Raw genomic sequence first — 15,318 nt, forward strand, 5'->3', positions numbered from 1 at the left:
ACAAAGAACGTCAACGACGCTTGTTGTGAGGTAACCCACAAGCCTCACCCTGGGTCACCCGGCCGGGTGAACAAAGCGGGGCCGACGCGCTGTCGGGTTGATTGATCCGGAATCGATCGAATGGCAGGGTGGACTAAAGTGACGGGAAGTTACCGACACCCTGCACATTCCGAAGTTTCCCCGTGTGCGCGGCGTACGTACGGCCCGGCCCTCTCCCGCTCGCCGGTCGGCTGACGCCCCTTCCCCGGCGCCGGCGGGCCTCCCCTTCGCGAGCGGGCGGGGACCAGGCCGTACGTGCAGCGCCCCGGGACCTGAGCCTGAGAGGGCGCATGAGCCAGACCCGACACGTCCCGGTGATGCTCCAGCGGTGCCTGGACCTGTTGGCCCCGGCTCTGGAGGCATCGAGCCCGCAGCAGCCCGTGGTCGTCGACTGCACGCTGGGCCTCGGCGGACACAGCGAGGCGCTGCTCTCCGCCTTCCCCACCGCCCGGCTGATCGCGCTCGACCGGGACAAGGAGGCGCTCAGGCTCTCCGGCGAGCGCCTCGCCCCCTACGGCGACCGCGCCACCCTGGTGCACGCCGTCTACGACGAACTGCCCGAGGTGCTCGACCGCCTCGGCATCCCCAAGGTCCAGGGCATCCTGTTCGACCTCGGCGTCTCCTCCATGCAACTGGACGAGGCCGACCGCGGGTTCGCGTACGCCCAGGACGCCCCGCTCGACATGCGCATGGACCAGACGACCGGAATCGGCGCGGCCGAGGTGCTCAACACCTACCCGCCGGGGGAGCTGGTACGGATCCTGCGCGCCTACGGCGAGGAGAAGCAGGCCAAGCGGATCGTCTCCGCCGTCGTACGCGAGCGGGAGAAGGAGCCGTTCAGCAACAGCGCCCGGCTCGTCGAGCTGATCCGTGACTCGCTGCCGCAGGCCGCCAAGCGCACCGGCGGCAACCCGGCCAAGCGCACCTTCCAGGCGCTGCGCATCGAGGTCAACGGCGAGCTCACCGTGCTGGAGCGGGCGATCCCGGCCGCGGTGCGGAGCCTCGCCGTCGGCGGGCGCATCGCCGTCCTCTCGTACCACTCGCTGGAGGACCGCCTGGTCAAGCAGGTGCTGGCGGCGGGCGCCGCCAACACCGCCCCGCCCGGCCTGCCGGTCGTCCCCGAGCGCTACCAGCCCCGGCTCAAGCTGTTGACCCGCGGCGCCGAACTGCCCACCGAGGAGGAGGTCGCCGAGAACCGGCGCGCCGCCCCCGCCCGCCTGCGCGGAGCCCAGCGGATCCGCGAGGAGGAGCGATGAGCAGCCACCGCAAGACCTGGCGGACCCGGTCCGGGGACGGAGCGGCGCGGTGAGCAAGGCGGCCGGCCGGCTGAAAGGGCGTGCGGCGCGGCTCAGCCGGCTGATGCCGGCCGGACCGGCCAACGCCGCCCGGGCCCCCTTCGTCCTGTTGGTCGTCCTGCTTCTGGGCGGCGGCCTGATCTCGCTGCTGCTGCTGAACTCCGCGCTCAACGAAGGATCGTTCCGGCTGAGTGAGCTGAAGAAGCGGACCACGGAGCTCACCGACGACCAGCAGGCTCTCCAGCGCGACGTCGACAGCGCCTCCGAACCCGACGCCCTGGCGCGGCGCGCTCAGGAGCTCGGCATGGTCCCCGGCGGCAGTCCCGTCTTCCTCGGCCCGGACGGCAAGGTCCGAGGGGTGCCCTCCGCCGCCAGCGCCGCTCCGGTCACCACGACGCCGAAACCCGAAACCCCCCAACCGCCCCTCGCGGCCGCCCCGCCGGCCTCTGTCCCGTCCCGCTCCACCTCTTCGCCCACCGCGCCCGGCGCGTCCGCGACCACGACCGGCACCGCCCCGGCGGAGCCGAGCACCTCCGCGAACGCGCGTACCCCGGCAGCACAGCCCTCCACGAGCCCCGGACGGTGACGCAGTGCCCTCCCAGGAACCACCGCGCCGACGGGTCCCCGGCCCCGCGCGTCCGCGTAACGCGGCCGCCCGCGCCGGCCGCCCCCGGCCCGCCGCCCGCGCCGAACAGCGACGGCGGCCCTCGTCCGCGGCGCCGCGCGGACGGACCCCGCGCACCCGCTCGGGCAGGCCGCTGCGCCTGGGAAGCCCACGGCCGCGGCTGCGGCTCGTCAGCCTGGCCCTGACCCTCGTCATGATCGCGTTCGTCGTCCGGCTCCTGCAGGTGCAGGCCGTCGACGCCAACGCGTACGCGGCCAAGGCCGAGAAGAACCGCTACCTCAGCTACACCGTCGCCGCCGAGCGCGGCGAGATCACCGACCGCGGCGGCATCGCGCTGGCCACCAGCGTCGACGCGTACGACATCACCGCCGACCCCAAGATGTTCACCCCCGAGGACAGCAAGGCACCCGACGCGCCCCAGCAGGCCGCCGCACTCCTCGCGCCCATCCTCGGCGTCGACGCGGCCGGACTGACCAAGAAGCTGGCCAAGCCCAAAAGCCGCTACACGGTGCTGGCCCGCAGGCAGACCCCGCAGGTCTGGACGCAGATCAAGGACCTCAAGTCCGTCTTCGCCGAGAAGGCGGAGAAGGACAAGGCGGCCGGCGGCCCCGGCGCCAATGTGCTCGCCGGCGTCTTCCAGGAGTCGACCACCAAGCGCGTCTACCCCAACGGCGGCCTCGCCGCCGGGATACTGGGGTACGTCAACGCCGAGGGCGAGGGCGCGGGCGGCCTCGAATCGCAGCTGGACAAGGAGCTCGCGGGCGAGGACGGCACGATCAAGTACGCCCAGTCCGGCGGGCGCCGGGTGCCCACCGCGGGCACCAAGGAGGTCCCCGCCGTCGCCGGCTCCGACATCGAGCTGACGATCGACCGGGACATCCAGTGGGCGGCCCAGAAGGCCATCTCCGACCAGGTCGCGAAGTCCAAGGCCGACCGCGGCTACGTCGTCGTGCAGAACACCCGCACCGGCGAGGTCCTCGCCATGGCCAACGCACCGGGTTTTGACCCCAACGACCTCTCGCAGGCCGACGCGGCCTCCCTGGGCAACGCGGCGCTCCAGGACGTGTACGAGCCCGGCTCCACCAGCAAGGTCATGTCGATGGCCGCCGTGCTGGAGGAAGGTGCCGCCACACCCGGCACCCACGTCACGGTCCCCAACCGTCTGCACCGCGGCGACCGGCTCTTCAAGGACGACATCGACCACCCGACCTGGTACCTCACGCTCAACGGCGTACTCGCCAAGTCCAGCAACATCGGCACCATCCTGGCCACCGGGCAGCTGGGCAAGACCCAGGCCCAGTCCAACAAGGTGCTCTACGACTACCTGCGCAAATTCGGCATCGGCTCACCGACCGGGCTCGGCTACCCGGGTGAGACCGCCGGAATCCTCGCCAAGCCGCAGGACTGGTCGACCTCGCAGCAGTACACGATCCCGTTCGGCCAGGGCCTCTCGCTCAACGCCATGCAGGCCGCCTCGATCTACTCGACGATCGCCAACGGCGGGGTCCGCGTCGCACCCACCCTCGTCCGCGGCACCAAGGGCGCGGACGGCCGCTTCACCCCCGCCGAGGCACCCGAACAGACCAGGGTGGTCAGCGAGAAGACCGCCAAGACGCTGGCCAGCATGCTGGAGTCCGTCGTCGGCGACGAGGAAGGCACCGGAACGAAGGCCAAGATCCCCGGGTACCGGGTCGCGGGCAAGACCGGTACGGCCAACCGGGTCGATCCGGTACGCGGCGGCTACCACGGGTACACCGCTTCCTTCGCCGGCTTCGCCCCCGCCGACAACCCCCAGATCACCGTCTACTGCGCCATCCAGAACCCCACCAAGGGCAGCTACTTCGGCGGCCAGATCTGCGGACCCATCTACAAGCAGGTCATGGAATTCGCGCTGAAGACGCTGCAGACCGCACCCTCCGGCAGTGAGCCGGCCCGCCTGCCGGTGTCCTTCAAACCCGGCGAGTGAACTCGGGGAGACCCTCAGTGACAACCATCACCCCCGATCCGGGGAACCGGAACGGGAACCACCGCACCCCCGCCCCCTCACTTCGCGAGAGGCCGGGTGCGCCCGGTACGCTCACCGCCGTGCCCCACGCTGAACAGTCCCGAACCACCCAGAAGGACGCCCCTGTGAACTACCCGGGAGCGCCCCGCCCGGATCGGCTGCGGCCGACCTCCCTGGTGACGCTGGCAGCCCGGCTGGGAGTGGAACCGCCGGGCAACGGCGAAGTCACCGGCATCACCCACGACTCCCGGGCCGTACGCCCCGGGGACGTGTACGCGGCGCTGCCGGGTGCCCGTCTGCACGGTGCCGACTTCACCGCCCAGGCCGCCGGTCTCGGCGCCGCCGCGATCCTCACCGACCCGGCGGGCGCCGGACGCGCCGCCGCCACCGGACTCCCGGTGCTGGTCACCGAGGACCCGCGCGGCCGGATGGGCGAACTCGCCACCGAGATCTACGGCCACCCCGGTACCGACCTGCTCCAGATCGGCATCACCGGAACATCCGGCAAGACCACGACCGCCTACCTCATCGAAGGCGGCTTCCGCGGCGCCGGACGCAGCACGGGCCTCATCGGCACCGTGGAGATGCGGATCGGCGACGAGCGCATCAAGTCCGAGCGCACCACTCCCGAAGCCACCGACCTGCAGGCCCTGTTCGCCGTCATGCGCGAACGCGGTGTCGACGCGGTGACGATGGAGGTCTCCAGCCACGCCCTGGTGCTCGGCCGGGTCGACGGCTGCGTCTTCGATGTCGCCGTCTTCAACAACCTCAGCCCGGAGCACATGGAGTTCCACTCCGGCATGGAGGACTACTTCCAGGCCAAGGCGCGGCTGTTCACCCCGCAGCGCAGCAGGCAGGGCGTCGTCAACTTCGACGACGAGTACGGCCGCAGGCTGATCACCGAGGCGTCCGTCCCCGTCACCACGTTCTCCGCCGAGGGCCATCCGGACGCCGACTGGCGCGCCGAGGACGTCGAGGTGGGCCAGCTCGGCTCCACCTTCACCGTCGTCGGGCCCAAGGGGGAGCACGCCACCGCCGCGGCCCCGCTGCCCGGCCCGTTCAACGTCGCCAACACCCTCGCCGCGATCGTCACCCTCGCCGTCGCCGGCATCGACCCGCAGACCGCGGCCGACGGCGTCGCCGCCGTGCCCGGCGTGCCCGGCCGGCTGGAACGGGTCGACGCCGGGCAGTCGTACCTCGCACTCGTCGACTACGCGCACAAGACGGACGCCGTCGAGTCGGTGCTGCGCTCCCTGCAGAAGGTCACCGAGGGCAAGGTGCACATCGTCCTCGGCTGCGGCGGCGACCGCGACACCACCAAACGCGGCCCGATGGGCGCGGCCGCGGCGCGGCTCGCCGACACCGCCGTACTGACCTCCGACAACCCCCGGTCCGAGGACCCCCTCGGCATCCTCGCCGCCATGCTCGCGGGCGCCGCCGAAGTGCCCGTGCACGAACGCGGTGACGTCCTGGTCGACGCGGACCGGGCCGCCGCCATCGCGGCCGCCGTCCGCCGCGCGGGCCCCGGCGACACCGTGCTGATCGCCGGAAAGGGTCACGAGCAGGGCCAGGACGTCCACGGCGTCGTGCGCCCCTTCGACGACCGGGTCGTCCTGCGCACGGCCATCGAGCGGTCCCTGGGACACGAGAACGGCACCCACCGTGCCCCCACCCATGAGAACAACAGTCAGGGATGACCAAGTGATCGCCCTTTCCCTCGCCGAGATCGCCGGAATCGTCGGCGGGCAGTCGTACGACATTCCGGATCCGGCCGTGATCGTCAGCGGGCCCGTCGTCATCGACTCCCGGGAGGTGAAGCAAGGCAGCCTCTTCGTCGCGTTCGCCGGTGAACGGGTCGACGGCCACGACTACGCGCAGAGCGCCGTCGAGGCGGGCGCGGCAGTCGTCCTGGCCGCCCGCCCGGTCGGCGTGCCCGCGATCGTCGTCGACGACGTGGTGGCGGCGCTCGGCGCGCTCTCCCGCGCCGTCGTGGGGCGCCTCGGCACCACCGTGGTCGCCCTGACCGGGTCCGCCGGCAAGACCTCCACCAAGGACCTGATCGCCCAGCTCCTGGAGCGCAAGGGCCCCACGGTCTACCCGGCGGGCAACCTCAACAACGAGATCGGCCTCCCGCTGACCGCGCTGCGCGCCACCGAGGAGACCCAGCACCTGGTCCTCGAAATGGGTGCCCGCTACATCGGCGACATCTGTTACCTCACCGGACTCGTTCCGCCGCGGATCGGCCTGGTCCTCAACGTCGGCACCGCGCACATCGGCGAGTTCGGCGGCCGTGAGCAGATCGCCCAGGCCAAGGGCGAGATGGTCGAGTCCCTCCCCGAGGACGGCCTCGCCGTACTCAACGCCGACGACCCCCTCGTCCGCGCCATGACCTCCCGGACCAAGGCCCGGGTGCTGCTCTTCGGCGAAGCCGCGGATGCGGACGTACGGGGTGAGAACGTCCGTCTCACCGAGGACGGCCGCCCCTCGTTCAGGCTCCACACACCCACCGGGTGCAGTGATGTGACCATGCGCCTGTACGGTGAGCACCACGTGTCGAACGCGCTCGCCGCGGCCGCCGTCGCCCATGAGCTGGGCCTGTCCGCAGACGAGATCGCCGTGGCGCTCTCCGAGGCGGGCACCCTCTCCCGCTGGCGCATGGAGGTCACCGAGCGTCCGGACGGCGTGACGTTCGTCAATGACGCCTACAACGCCAACCCCGAATCCATGAAGGCCGCGCTGCGCGCGCTGGCCGCCATGGGGAAGGGGCGTCGTACGTGGGCGGTGCTCGGCCAGATGGCCGAGCTCGGCGACGCCTCGCTCACCGAGCACGACGCGGTCGGACGGCTTGCCGTCCGGCTCAACGTCAGCAAGCTCGTCGCGGTCGGGGGAAGAGAAGCCTCCTGGCTGCAACTGGGCGCATACAACGAGGGTTCGTGGGGTGAGGAGTCGGTGCATGTGTCCGACGCACAGGCTGCCGTCGACCTGTTGCGCAGTGAACTGCGCCCGGGAGACGTCGTGCTGGTGAAGGCGTCCCGGTCGGTCGGCCTGGAGCAGGTTGTCAGTGCACTGCTGGACAACGCGTCCGAGGGCGAGGTTGCCGGCCGATGAGGCAGATCCTCTTCGCGGGGGCCATAGGGCTCTTCCTGACCCTGGTCGGTACCCCGTTGCTGATCAAGCTGCTCGCCCGCAAGGGTTACGGGCAGTTCATCCGGGACGACGGCCCGCGCAGCCACGGATCGAAGAAGGGCACGCCCACCATGGGCGGCATCGCCTTCATCCTGGCGACGATCATCGCGTACGTCCTGGCCAAGGTGATCACCGGCGAGGACATGCGCTTCTCCGGCGTACTGGTCCTCTTCCTGATGGCCGGCATGGGACTCGTCGGCTTCCTCGACGACTACATCAAGATCGTCAAGCAGCGCTCGCTGGGCCTGCGCGCCAAGGCGAAGATGGCCGGTCAGCTGATCGTCGGCATCGCCTTCGCGGTGCTCTCGCTCCAGTTCGCGGACGTCCGCGGAAACACCCCCGCCTCCACCAAGCTCTCGTTCGTCGAGGACTTCGGCTGGTCGATCGGCCCGGTGCTCTTCGTGCTCTGGGCCCTCTTCATGATTCTCGCCATGTCCAACGGCGTGAACCTGACGGACGGTCTGGACGGCCTGGCCACCGGTGCGTCGGTGATGGTCTTCGGCGCGTACACCTTCATCGGGCTCTGGCAGTTCCAGGAGTCCTGCGCCAACGCGGCGACCCTCACCAACCCGAGCGCCTGCTTCGAAGTACGAGATCCGCTCGACCTCGCGGTCGTGGCCTCCGCACTCATGGGCTCCTGCTTCGGCTTCCTGTGGTGGAACACCTCACCCGCCAAGATCTTCATGGGTGACACCGGCTCGCTGGCCCTCGGCGGCGCGCTCGCCGGTCTGGCGATCTGCTCCCGCACCGAGTTCCTGATGGCGGTGCTCGGCGGTCTCTTCGTGATGATCACGATGTCCGTCGTCATCCAGGTCGGTTCGTTCAAGATGACCGGCAAGCGCGTCTTCCGGATGGCACCGCTCCAGCACCACTTCGAACTCAAGGGGTGGTCCGAAGTCCTTGTCGTGGTCCGCTTCTGGATCATCCAGGGCATGTGCGTGATCGTCGGCCTCGGCCTCTTCTACGCAGGATGGGCAGCCAAGAAGTGAGCAACGTGGACTGGCAGGGCAAGCACGTCACGGTCGCCGGACTCGGAGTCTCCGGGATCCCGGCGGCCCGGGTGCTGCACGGCCTCGGCGCCGTCGTCACCGTGGTCAACGACGGGGACGACGAGCGCTCCCGCGCCCAGGCCGAGGAGCTGGAGGCGCAGGGCATCACCGTGCGCCTCGGCGACGGGGCCACCCTGCCGAAGTCCACCGAGCTCATCGTCACCACCCCGGGCTGGAAGCCCGACAAGCCGCTCTTCGCCGCAGCCGCCGAGGCGGGCGTCCCGGTCTGGGGCGACGTCGAACTCGCCTGGCGGCTGCGGGGGCGGGACGGCCGGGAACCGGCCCCCTGGCTCGCGGTCACCGGCACCAACGGCAAGACCACGACCGTGCGGATGCTCGCCTCGATCCTGGAGGCCGCCGGGCTGCGCACCGCCGCCGTCGGCAACATCGGGGTCTCGCTCCTGGACGCGGTCCTCGGCGAGGAGACGTACGACGTCCTGGCCGTCGAGCTCTCCAGCTACCAGCTGCACTGGTCGCCCTCGCTGCGCGCCCACTCCGCGGCCGTCCTGAACCTCGCCCCCGACCACCTCGACTGGCACGGCTCCATGGAGGCGTACGTCGCCGACAAGGGCCGGATCTACGAGGGCAACACCGTCGCCTGCGTCTACAACGTGGCGGACCCCGCCACCGAGGACCTGGTGCGCGAGGCGGACGTCGAGGAGGGCTGCCGGGCGATCGGCTTCACCCTCGGCGCCCCCGGGCCCTCGCAGCTCGGGGTCGTCGACGGCATCCTTGTCGACCGGGCGTTCGTGACGAACCGGCAGAAGCAGGCCCAGGAGCTCGCCGAGGTCGCGGACGTCAACCCGCCGGCCCCGCACAACATCGCCAACGCGCTCGCCGCCGCCGCGCTCGCCCGGGCCTTCGGCGTGGCACCCGCCGCCGTGCGCGACGGGCTGCGGGCCTTCCGCCCCGACCCGCACCGCATCGAGCACGTCGCGGACGTTGCCCGAGTGGCGTACATCGACGACTCCAAGGCCACCAACACGCACGCTGCCGAGGCCTCCCTGGCGTCCTACGACCCGATCGTCTGGATCGCCGGCGGCCTCGCCAAGGGCGCCACGTTCGACGAGCTGGTGACCGGCTGCGCGAAGCGCCTGCGGGGCGTCGTACTGATGGGCGCCGACCGGGCGCTGATCCGCGAAGCCCTCGCGCGACACGCGCCCGAGGTCCCGGTGACCGAGCTCGACCGGACCGACACTGGGGCGATGTCCGAGGCGGTCCGCGAGGCGGCACGGCTCGCCCGGCCGGGAGACACCGTACTGATGGCCCCGGCCTGCGCCTCGATGGACATGTTCGTCAATTACAACAAGCGGGGCGAGGCCTTCGCGGACGCCGTCCGCACGCTGGCCGCCGAGAGCGCCTGACCGGCCCGGCCTCCACGCCGTACCGTCCCGGAGCACCCGGGCACGCACGGTTGTGCCGGGGCCGGACCCTCGGTGGCGAAGCCCCGGGCACGAGCAGTGGAGGGGACAGGGACCATGCCGGCCGACGAGAGCTCTGCCGCACGCGGCGGGGACCGCTCACGGGCGACCACGGCGATCAGCCGGGCGCTCCAACCGCCCCTCCTCGCGGCCGGGGGCGCCCCGCTGCCCGCCGGGCTCGCGCTGCGCGTGCGGCCCGCCGCCGGGGCCCGGCGGCCCCTTGAGGCGCGCTCCAGGACCTCCGGCGCCCCCGGCTCCCCCCGGGGCGGTGGCCCGCGGCGGCTGTACGAGCAGGCGCGCCGGGCGTGGGACCGCCCGCTGACCGCGTACTACCTGATCCTGGGCGCCGGGCTCCTCATCACCGTGCTCGGTCTGGTGATGGTCTACTCCGCTTCGATGATCAAGGCGCTGGAGCTCGGCAAGCCGGGCACGTACTTCTTCCGCAAGCAGTTCCTCGCCGCAGTCCTCGGGGCCGGACTGATGGCGGCGGCCGCCCGGATGCCCGTCAAACTGCACCGGGCCCTGTCCTACCCCCTCCTGCTGGGAGCCGTCTTCCTGATGGTGCTGGTCCAGGTGCCGGGGATAGGGATGTCGGTCAACGGCAACCGGAACTGGCTCTACCTGGGCGGCCCCTTCCAGCTCCAGCCCAGTGAGTTCGGCAAGCTGGCCCTCGTCCTGTGGGGCGCCGACCTGCTCGCCCGCAAACAGGACAAACGGCTGCTGAACCAGTGGAAGCACATGCTCGTGCCCCTGGTCCCGGTCGCCTTCATGCTGCTCGGGCTGATCATGCTCGGCGGTGACATGGGCACTGCGATCATTCTCACGGCCATCCTGTTCGGACTGCTCTGGCTGGCCGGAGCACCGACCCGGCTGTTCGCCGGAGTACTCGCCTCCGCCGGTCTGATCGCCTTCCTGCTGATCAAGACCAGTCCGAACCGCATGTCCCGCCTCGACTGCATGGGGGCCAGCGAACCGGGCCCCGGCGGCTCGTGCTGGCAGGCCGTGCACGGCATCTACGCCCTGGCGTCCGGTGGATGGTTCGGATCGGGGCTCGGTGCAAGTGTGGAAAAATGGGGCCAACTGCCCGAACCACACACCGACTTCATCTTCGCCATCACCGGGGAGGAACTGGGGTTGGCGGGGACGCTGTCGGTACTCGCCCTCTTCGCGGCTCTAGGCTATGCGGGTATCCGCGTGGCCGGACGCACGGAGGACCCCTTCGTGAGGTACGCAGCGGGAGGTGTGACCACCTGGATCACGGCTCAGGCCGTGATCAACATCGGTGCGGTGCTCGGCCTGCTGCCGATCGCCGGTGTCCCGCTCCCGCTGTTCTCCTACGGGGGGTCGGCCCTGCTGCCGACCATGTTCGCTGTCGGGCTGCTGATCGCGTTCGCGCGAGCGGATCCCGCAGCGAAGGCCGCCCTGGCCATGCGGAGGCCCGGGGTGAGATGGAAGACGATGAGACGGCGCGTCAAGAAGCGTCCGTCCGGAGAGCGGTGAATTTCGGTGCATGTCGTACTCGCCGGTGGGGGGACCGCCGGCCACATCGAGCCCGCGCTCGCCCTCGCGGACGCCCTGCGCAGGCAGGACCCGAGCGTGGGAATCACCGCACTCGGCACTGAGCGCGGACTCGAGACCAGGCTCGTACCCGAGCGGGGGTACGAACTCGCCCTGATCCCGGCCGTACCGCTGCCGCGCAAGCCCACCCCCGAACTCATCACCGTCCCGGGCAGGCTGCGCGGCACCATCAAGGCCGCCGAGCAGATCCTGGAGCGCACCAGGGCGGACTGCGTGGTCGGCTTCGGCGGCTACGTGGCACTGCCCGGCTACCTGGCCGCCAAGCGCGCCGGAGTGCCGATCGTGGTGCACGAGGCAAACGCCCGGCCGGGCCTGGCCAACAAGATCGGTTCGCGGTACGCGCACGGGGTCGCCGTCTCCACCCCCGACAGCAAGCTCCGTGGTGCCCGCTACATCGGCATCCCGCTGCGCCGCACCATCGCCACGCTGGACCGGGCCCGGGTCCGCCCCGAGGCGCGTGCCGCCTTCGGCCTCGACCCCAACCTGCCGACCATGCTGGTCTCCGGCGGCTCGCAGGGCGCCCGTCACCTCAACGAGGTCGTCCAGCGGGTCGCGCCGCTGCTCCAGCGCTCCGGGATCCAGATCCTGCACGTGGTCGGCCCGAAGAACGAAATGCCGCGCGTCGACAACATGCCCGGGATGCCGCCCTACATCCCGGTACCGTACGTGGACCGGATGGATCTGGCGTACGCCGCGGCCGACATGATGCTCTGCCGCGCGGGCGCGATGACCGTCGCCGAACTCTCCGCCGTCGGGCTGCCCGCCGCCTACGTCCCGTTGCCGATCGGCAACGGCGAACAGCGGCTCAACGCCCAGCCGGTGGTCAACGCCGGCGGCGGACTGCTGGTGGACGACGCGGCGCTCACCCCCGAGTGGGTGCAGGGCAACGTCCTCCCGGTGCTGTCGGATCCGCACCGGCTGTACGAAATGTCCCGAGCCGCCGCCGAGTTCGGCCGCCGGGACGCCGACGACCTGCTGGTCGGCATGGTGTACGAAGCGATCGCCGCACGCCGAGGCGCGTGAGGCGGGCGGGTCCGGGGGCGGCGCCCCCGGACCCGGCATAAGGAGCGAGCGTGGCCGGACCGACGACCGCCCAGCGCGGTGCGAAGCAGCAGAAGGACACCCCGGACCGCCCGCCGCGCACGAGCGCGGAGGGTCGCCGGATGTCCCGGCGCATGCTCCTGATCGTGATCGCCGCGGCCGCGCTGCTGCTCGGCTCCGGCGTCCTCTGGGCGCTCTACGGCTCCTCCTGGCTCCGCGCCGAGCAGGTCCGGATCACCGGCGTCGACGTACTGACGCCGGCGGAGGTGGAGACGGCGGCGGAGGTGCCGATGGGGGCGCCGCTGATCTCGGTCGACACGGACGCCGTCGCCGCGAGGTTGCGCCAGAAGTTGCCTCGTATCGACTCCGTGGATGTCGTACGGTCATGGCCGCACGGCATCGGACTTAAAGTGACCGAACGACAGCCGGTCCTGTTGGTGGAGAAGGGTGCGAAGTTCATCGAAGTGGACGCCGAAGGCGTGCGCTTCGCCACGGTGGACAAGGCTCCCGGACACGTACCCCTGCTGGAGTTGACTCCGGATCAGTCCGCGAGTCTGCGCCGGTTCGGCAGCGACCGGCTGGTGCGGGAAGCGGTGCGGGTCGCCGGAGACCTTCCGGACGAGGTCGCCGGGGAGACCCGGGTCGTGCGGGTCACCTCGTACGACGCGGTCTCCCTGGAGCTCGGCGGAGACCGCACGGTGATCTGGGGGAGCGGCGAAGAAGGGGCGGTGAAGGCGAAAGTCCTCACCGCCCTCATGAAAGCCGCTCCCAAAGCGGGACACTTCGACGTGAGTGCACCCACCGCTCCGGCGGTGTCGGGTAGTTGACGCACATTTCGCCTGGCCAGCACCCTGGTTGGCCAGCGCTACGGGTGATCACATAGGGTGAAAAGAAAAACGGGAGGTTCGGCGTGTTCGTTGAACGTGCGCCACTTGTCGACTTAGTGTCCTGTTCGGAAGAGTCCATGAAGCAGACGCACTGGTAACCCTAAACTTCAACGTTAGGGTTTGGGTCGGCGTTCGGACCGTCCCAATCGGCATCCGTCGTCGCGGCGGGACTACCGCCAAGCGACGACACGTAACTCGAGGCGAGAGGCCTTCGACGTGGCAGCACCGCAGAACTACCTCGCAGTCATCAAGGTCATCGGTGTCGGCGGCGGTGGTGTCAATGCCATCAACCGAATGATCGAGGTCGGTCTCAAGGGCGTCGAGTTCATCGCGATCAACACGGATGCGCAAGCCCTGTTGATGAGCGACGCCGACGTCAAGCTCGACGTCGGTCGTGAACTCACCCGCGGCCTCGGCGCCGGGGCGAACCCGGCCGTCGGTCGTAAGGCGGCAGAGGACCACCGTGAAGAGATCGAGGAGGTCCTCAAGGGGGCCGACATGGTCTTCGTCACCGCAGGCGAAGGTGGTGGCACCGGCACCGGTGGCGCCCCCGTCGTCGCCAATATCGCTCGCTCGCTGGGCGCCCTGACGATCGGTGTGGTCACCCGCCCGTTCACCTTCGAGGGCCGGCGTCGCGCGAACCAGGCGGAGGACGGCATCGCCGAACTCCGCGAAGAGGTCGACACCCTCATCGTCATTCCCAACGACCGGCTGCTGTCCATCTCGGACCGCCAGGTCAGCGTGCTCGACGCGTTCAAGTCGGCCGACCAGGTGCTGCTCTCGGGCGTCCAGGGCATCACCGACCTCATCACCACCCCGGGTCTGATCAACCTCGACTTCGCCGACGTCAAGTCGGTCATGTCCGAGGCCGGATCGGCACTCATGGGCATCGGCTCGGCCCGCGGCGACGACCGCGCGGTGGCCGCGGCGGAGATGGCGATCTCCTCGCCGCTCCTGGAGGCGTCCATCGACGGCGCCCGCGGTGTCCTGCTCTCCATCTCCGGCGGCAGCGACCTCGGTCTCTTCGAGATCAACGAGGCCGCGCAGCTGGTGAGCGAGGCGGCGCACCCCGAGGCGAACATCATCTTCGGTGCGGTCATCGACGACGCACTGGGCGACGAGGTGCGGGTCACCGTGATCGCGGCGGGCTTCGACGGCGGACAGCCGCCGGCCCGGCGGGAGAACGTCCTGGGCGCGAGCTCCACCAAGCGCGAGGAGCCGGCTACGCCGGTCCGGGCCGCCGAGCCCGTGCGCCAGACGAGCGGACTGGGTTCCGTGCCCCCGCGCGAGGAGCCCCCGGTCCAGGCCGAGCCGGTGCAGGCGGCCCATGAGAGCCACCTTCCGCCGGTCTCCCCGCCGCACGTCCCGCCGGCCCGTCCCTACCAGGACTCCCAGGCCGAAGAGCTGGACGTTCCGGACTTCTTGAAGTGATAGGTCCGCACCACTCAGTGAGCCACAGGGATTCTGTTCCTTCGGACGGCGGCGCTCACTTCTCCTTCACCGACAGGTGGGGCGGAGTGAGCGCCGCTCCGTTCGCGGAGCTCAACCTCGGCGGCGCGGTCGGTGACGACCCGGCCGCCGTCCTGGCCAACCGGGAGCGGGCGGCCCGGGCCCGGGGGCTCGATCCGGCGCAGGTCGTCTGGATGAACCAGGTGCACGGGCGGGATGTCGCCGTGGTCGATGCCCCCTGGGGCGGGGCCCGCGAGATTCCCGCCGTGGACGCGGTGGTGACCGCGCGGCGCGGACTCCCGCTCGCCGTCCTCACCGCCGACTGCACCCCCGTACTGCTCGCCGACCCGGTCGCCGGAATCGTCGCGGCGGCGCACGCGGGCCGTCCCGGTCTCGTCGCCGGAATCGTGCCCGCCGCGGTCGGGGTCATGATCGAACTCGGCGCGGACCCCTCCCGTATCACCGCCCGCACCGGGCCGGCCGTCTGCGGCCGGTGCTACGAGGTGCCGACCGGAATGCGGGACGAGGTCGCGGCGGCAGTCCCCGCCGCGTGGTCCGAGACCAGCTGGGGCACCCCGGCGGTGGACGTCACCGCCGGAGTCCACGCGCAACTGGCGGACCTCGGGATCACCGACCGGCACATGTCGCCCTTCTGCACCCTCGAATCGGGCGACCACTTCTCGTACCGACGCGACCGCACCACCGGGCGGCTCGCCGGATATGTCTGGCTGGACGGATAGGGC

General features: G+C 70.9%; 12 protein-coding genes. All 12 read left to right on the forward strand.

All coding sequences use genetic code 11. The features are described from left to right. The first annotated feature begins 329 nt into the window (after window positions 1–329). The 12 genes from rsmH (at window position 330) to pgeF (ending at window position 15,315) form a co-directional block, all read left to right on the forward strand. Window positions 330–1,295 (forward strand): 16S rRNA (cytosine(1402)-N(4))-methyltransferase RsmH, encoded by a 966-nt coding sequence (gene rsmH / locus ACFYPA_RS24805; protein WP_359085122.1) that lies wholly within the window; start codon window positions 330–332, stop codon window positions 1,293–1,295. Window positions 1,296–1,344: 49 nt separating this feature from the next. Further along, the gene (locus ACFYPA_RS24810) at window positions 1,345–1,920 is read left to right on the forward strand and encodes a cell division protein FtsL (protein WP_359085123.1); all 576 of its coding nucleotides are present in this window, start codon (window positions 1,345–1,347) and stop codon (window positions 1,918–1,920) included. Between the two features lie 4 nt (window positions 1,921–1,924). Beyond that, complete coding sequence (locus tag ACFYPA_RS24815) at window positions 1,925–3,925, forward strand: penicillin-binding protein 2 (RefSeq protein WP_359085124.1); 2,001 nt, start codon at window positions 1,925–1,927, stop codon at window positions 3,923–3,925. Window positions 3,926–3,942: 17 nt separating this feature from the next. Further along, window positions 3,943–5,661 (forward strand): UDP-N-acetylmuramoyl-L-alanyl-D-glutamate--2,6-diaminopimelate ligase, encoded by a 1,719-nt coding sequence (locus ACFYPA_RS24820; protein WP_359350222.1) that lies wholly within the window; start codon window positions 3,943–3,945, stop codon window positions 5,659–5,661. Between the two features lie 4 nt (window positions 5,662–5,665). Further along, on the forward strand, window positions 5,666–7,072 hold the full coding sequence (gene murF / locus ACFYPA_RS24825; protein WP_359085126.1) for a UDP-N-acetylmuramoyl-tripeptide--D-alanyl-D-alanine ligase: 1,407 nt from the start codon (window positions 5,666–5,668) through the stop codon (window positions 7,070–7,072). Beyond that, window positions 7,069–8,139 carry a phospho-N-acetylmuramoyl-pentapeptide-transferase gene (gene mraY, locus ACFYPA_RS24830; RefSeq protein WP_359085127.1) on the forward strand — a complete coding sequence of 357 codons (1,071 nt, stop codon included), beginning with the start codon at window positions 7,069–7,071 and terminating at the stop codon, window positions 8,137–8,139. The genes murF and mraY overlap by 4 nt, the downstream gene beginning before the upstream one ends. Further along, the gene (gene murD, locus ACFYPA_RS24835; protein ID WP_389134393.1) at window positions 8,136–9,563 is read left to right on the forward strand and encodes a UDP-N-acetylmuramoyl-L-alanine--D-glutamate ligase; all 1,428 of its coding nucleotides are present in this window, start codon (window positions 8,136–8,138) and stop codon (window positions 9,561–9,563) included. The genes mraY and murD overlap by 4 nt, the downstream gene beginning before the upstream one ends. Window positions 9,564–9,677: 114 nt before the next feature. Continuing rightward, on the forward strand, window positions 9,678–11,120 hold the full coding sequence (gene ftsW, locus ACFYPA_RS24840; protein WP_389134232.1) for a putative lipid II flippase FtsW: 1,443 nt from the start codon (window positions 9,678–9,680) through the stop codon (window positions 11,118–11,120). Between the two features lie 6 nt (window positions 11,121–11,126). Next, the gene (murG, locus tag ACFYPA_RS24845; RefSeq protein WP_359085129.1) at window positions 11,127–12,221 is read left to right on the forward strand and encodes an undecaprenyldiphospho-muramoylpentapeptide beta-N-acetylglucosaminyltransferase; all 1,095 of its coding nucleotides are present in this window, start codon (window positions 11,127–11,129) and stop codon (window positions 12,219–12,221) included. Between the two features lie 50 nt (window positions 12,222–12,271). Further along, complete coding sequence (locus tag ACFYPA_RS24850) at window positions 12,272–13,066, forward strand: FtsQ-type POTRA domain-containing protein (RefSeq protein WP_359314634.1); 795 nt, start codon at window positions 12,272–12,274, stop codon at window positions 13,064–13,066. A 276-nt stretch (window positions 13,067–13,342) separates the two neighbouring features. Further along, complete coding sequence (gene ftsZ / locus ACFYPA_RS24855; protein WP_359085131.1) at window positions 13,343–14,557, forward strand: cell division protein FtsZ; 1,215 nt, start codon at window positions 13,343–13,345, stop codon at window positions 14,555–14,557. Window positions 14,558–14,574: 17 nt separating this feature from the next. Then, window positions 14,575–15,315 (forward strand): peptidoglycan editing factor PgeF, encoded by a 741-nt coding sequence (gene pgeF / locus ACFYPA_RS24860; protein WP_389134235.1) that lies wholly within the window; start codon window positions 14,575–14,577, stop codon window positions 15,313–15,315. The last annotated feature ends 3 nt before the right edge of the window (window positions 15,316–15,318 follow it).

Origin of the sequence: Streptomyces sp. NPDC005775 (assembly GCF_042871565.1) — a bacterium.
Taxonomy (GTDB): domain Bacteria; phylum Actinomycetota; class Actinomycetes; order Streptomycetales; family Streptomycetaceae; genus Streptomyces.

Coding starts and splice junctions, on each gene's coding strand:
- rsmH (WP_359085122.1), top strand. CDS start 330: ATGAGCCAGACCCGACACGTCCCGGTGATGCTCCAGCGGTGCCTGGAC.
- mraY (WP_359085127.1), top strand. CDS start 7,069: ATGAGGCAGATCCTCTTCGCGGGGGCCATAGGGCTCTTCCTGACCCTG.
- ftsW (WP_389134232.1), top strand. CDS start 9,678: ATGCCGGCCGACGAGAGCTCTGCCGCACGCGGCGGGGACCGCTCACGG.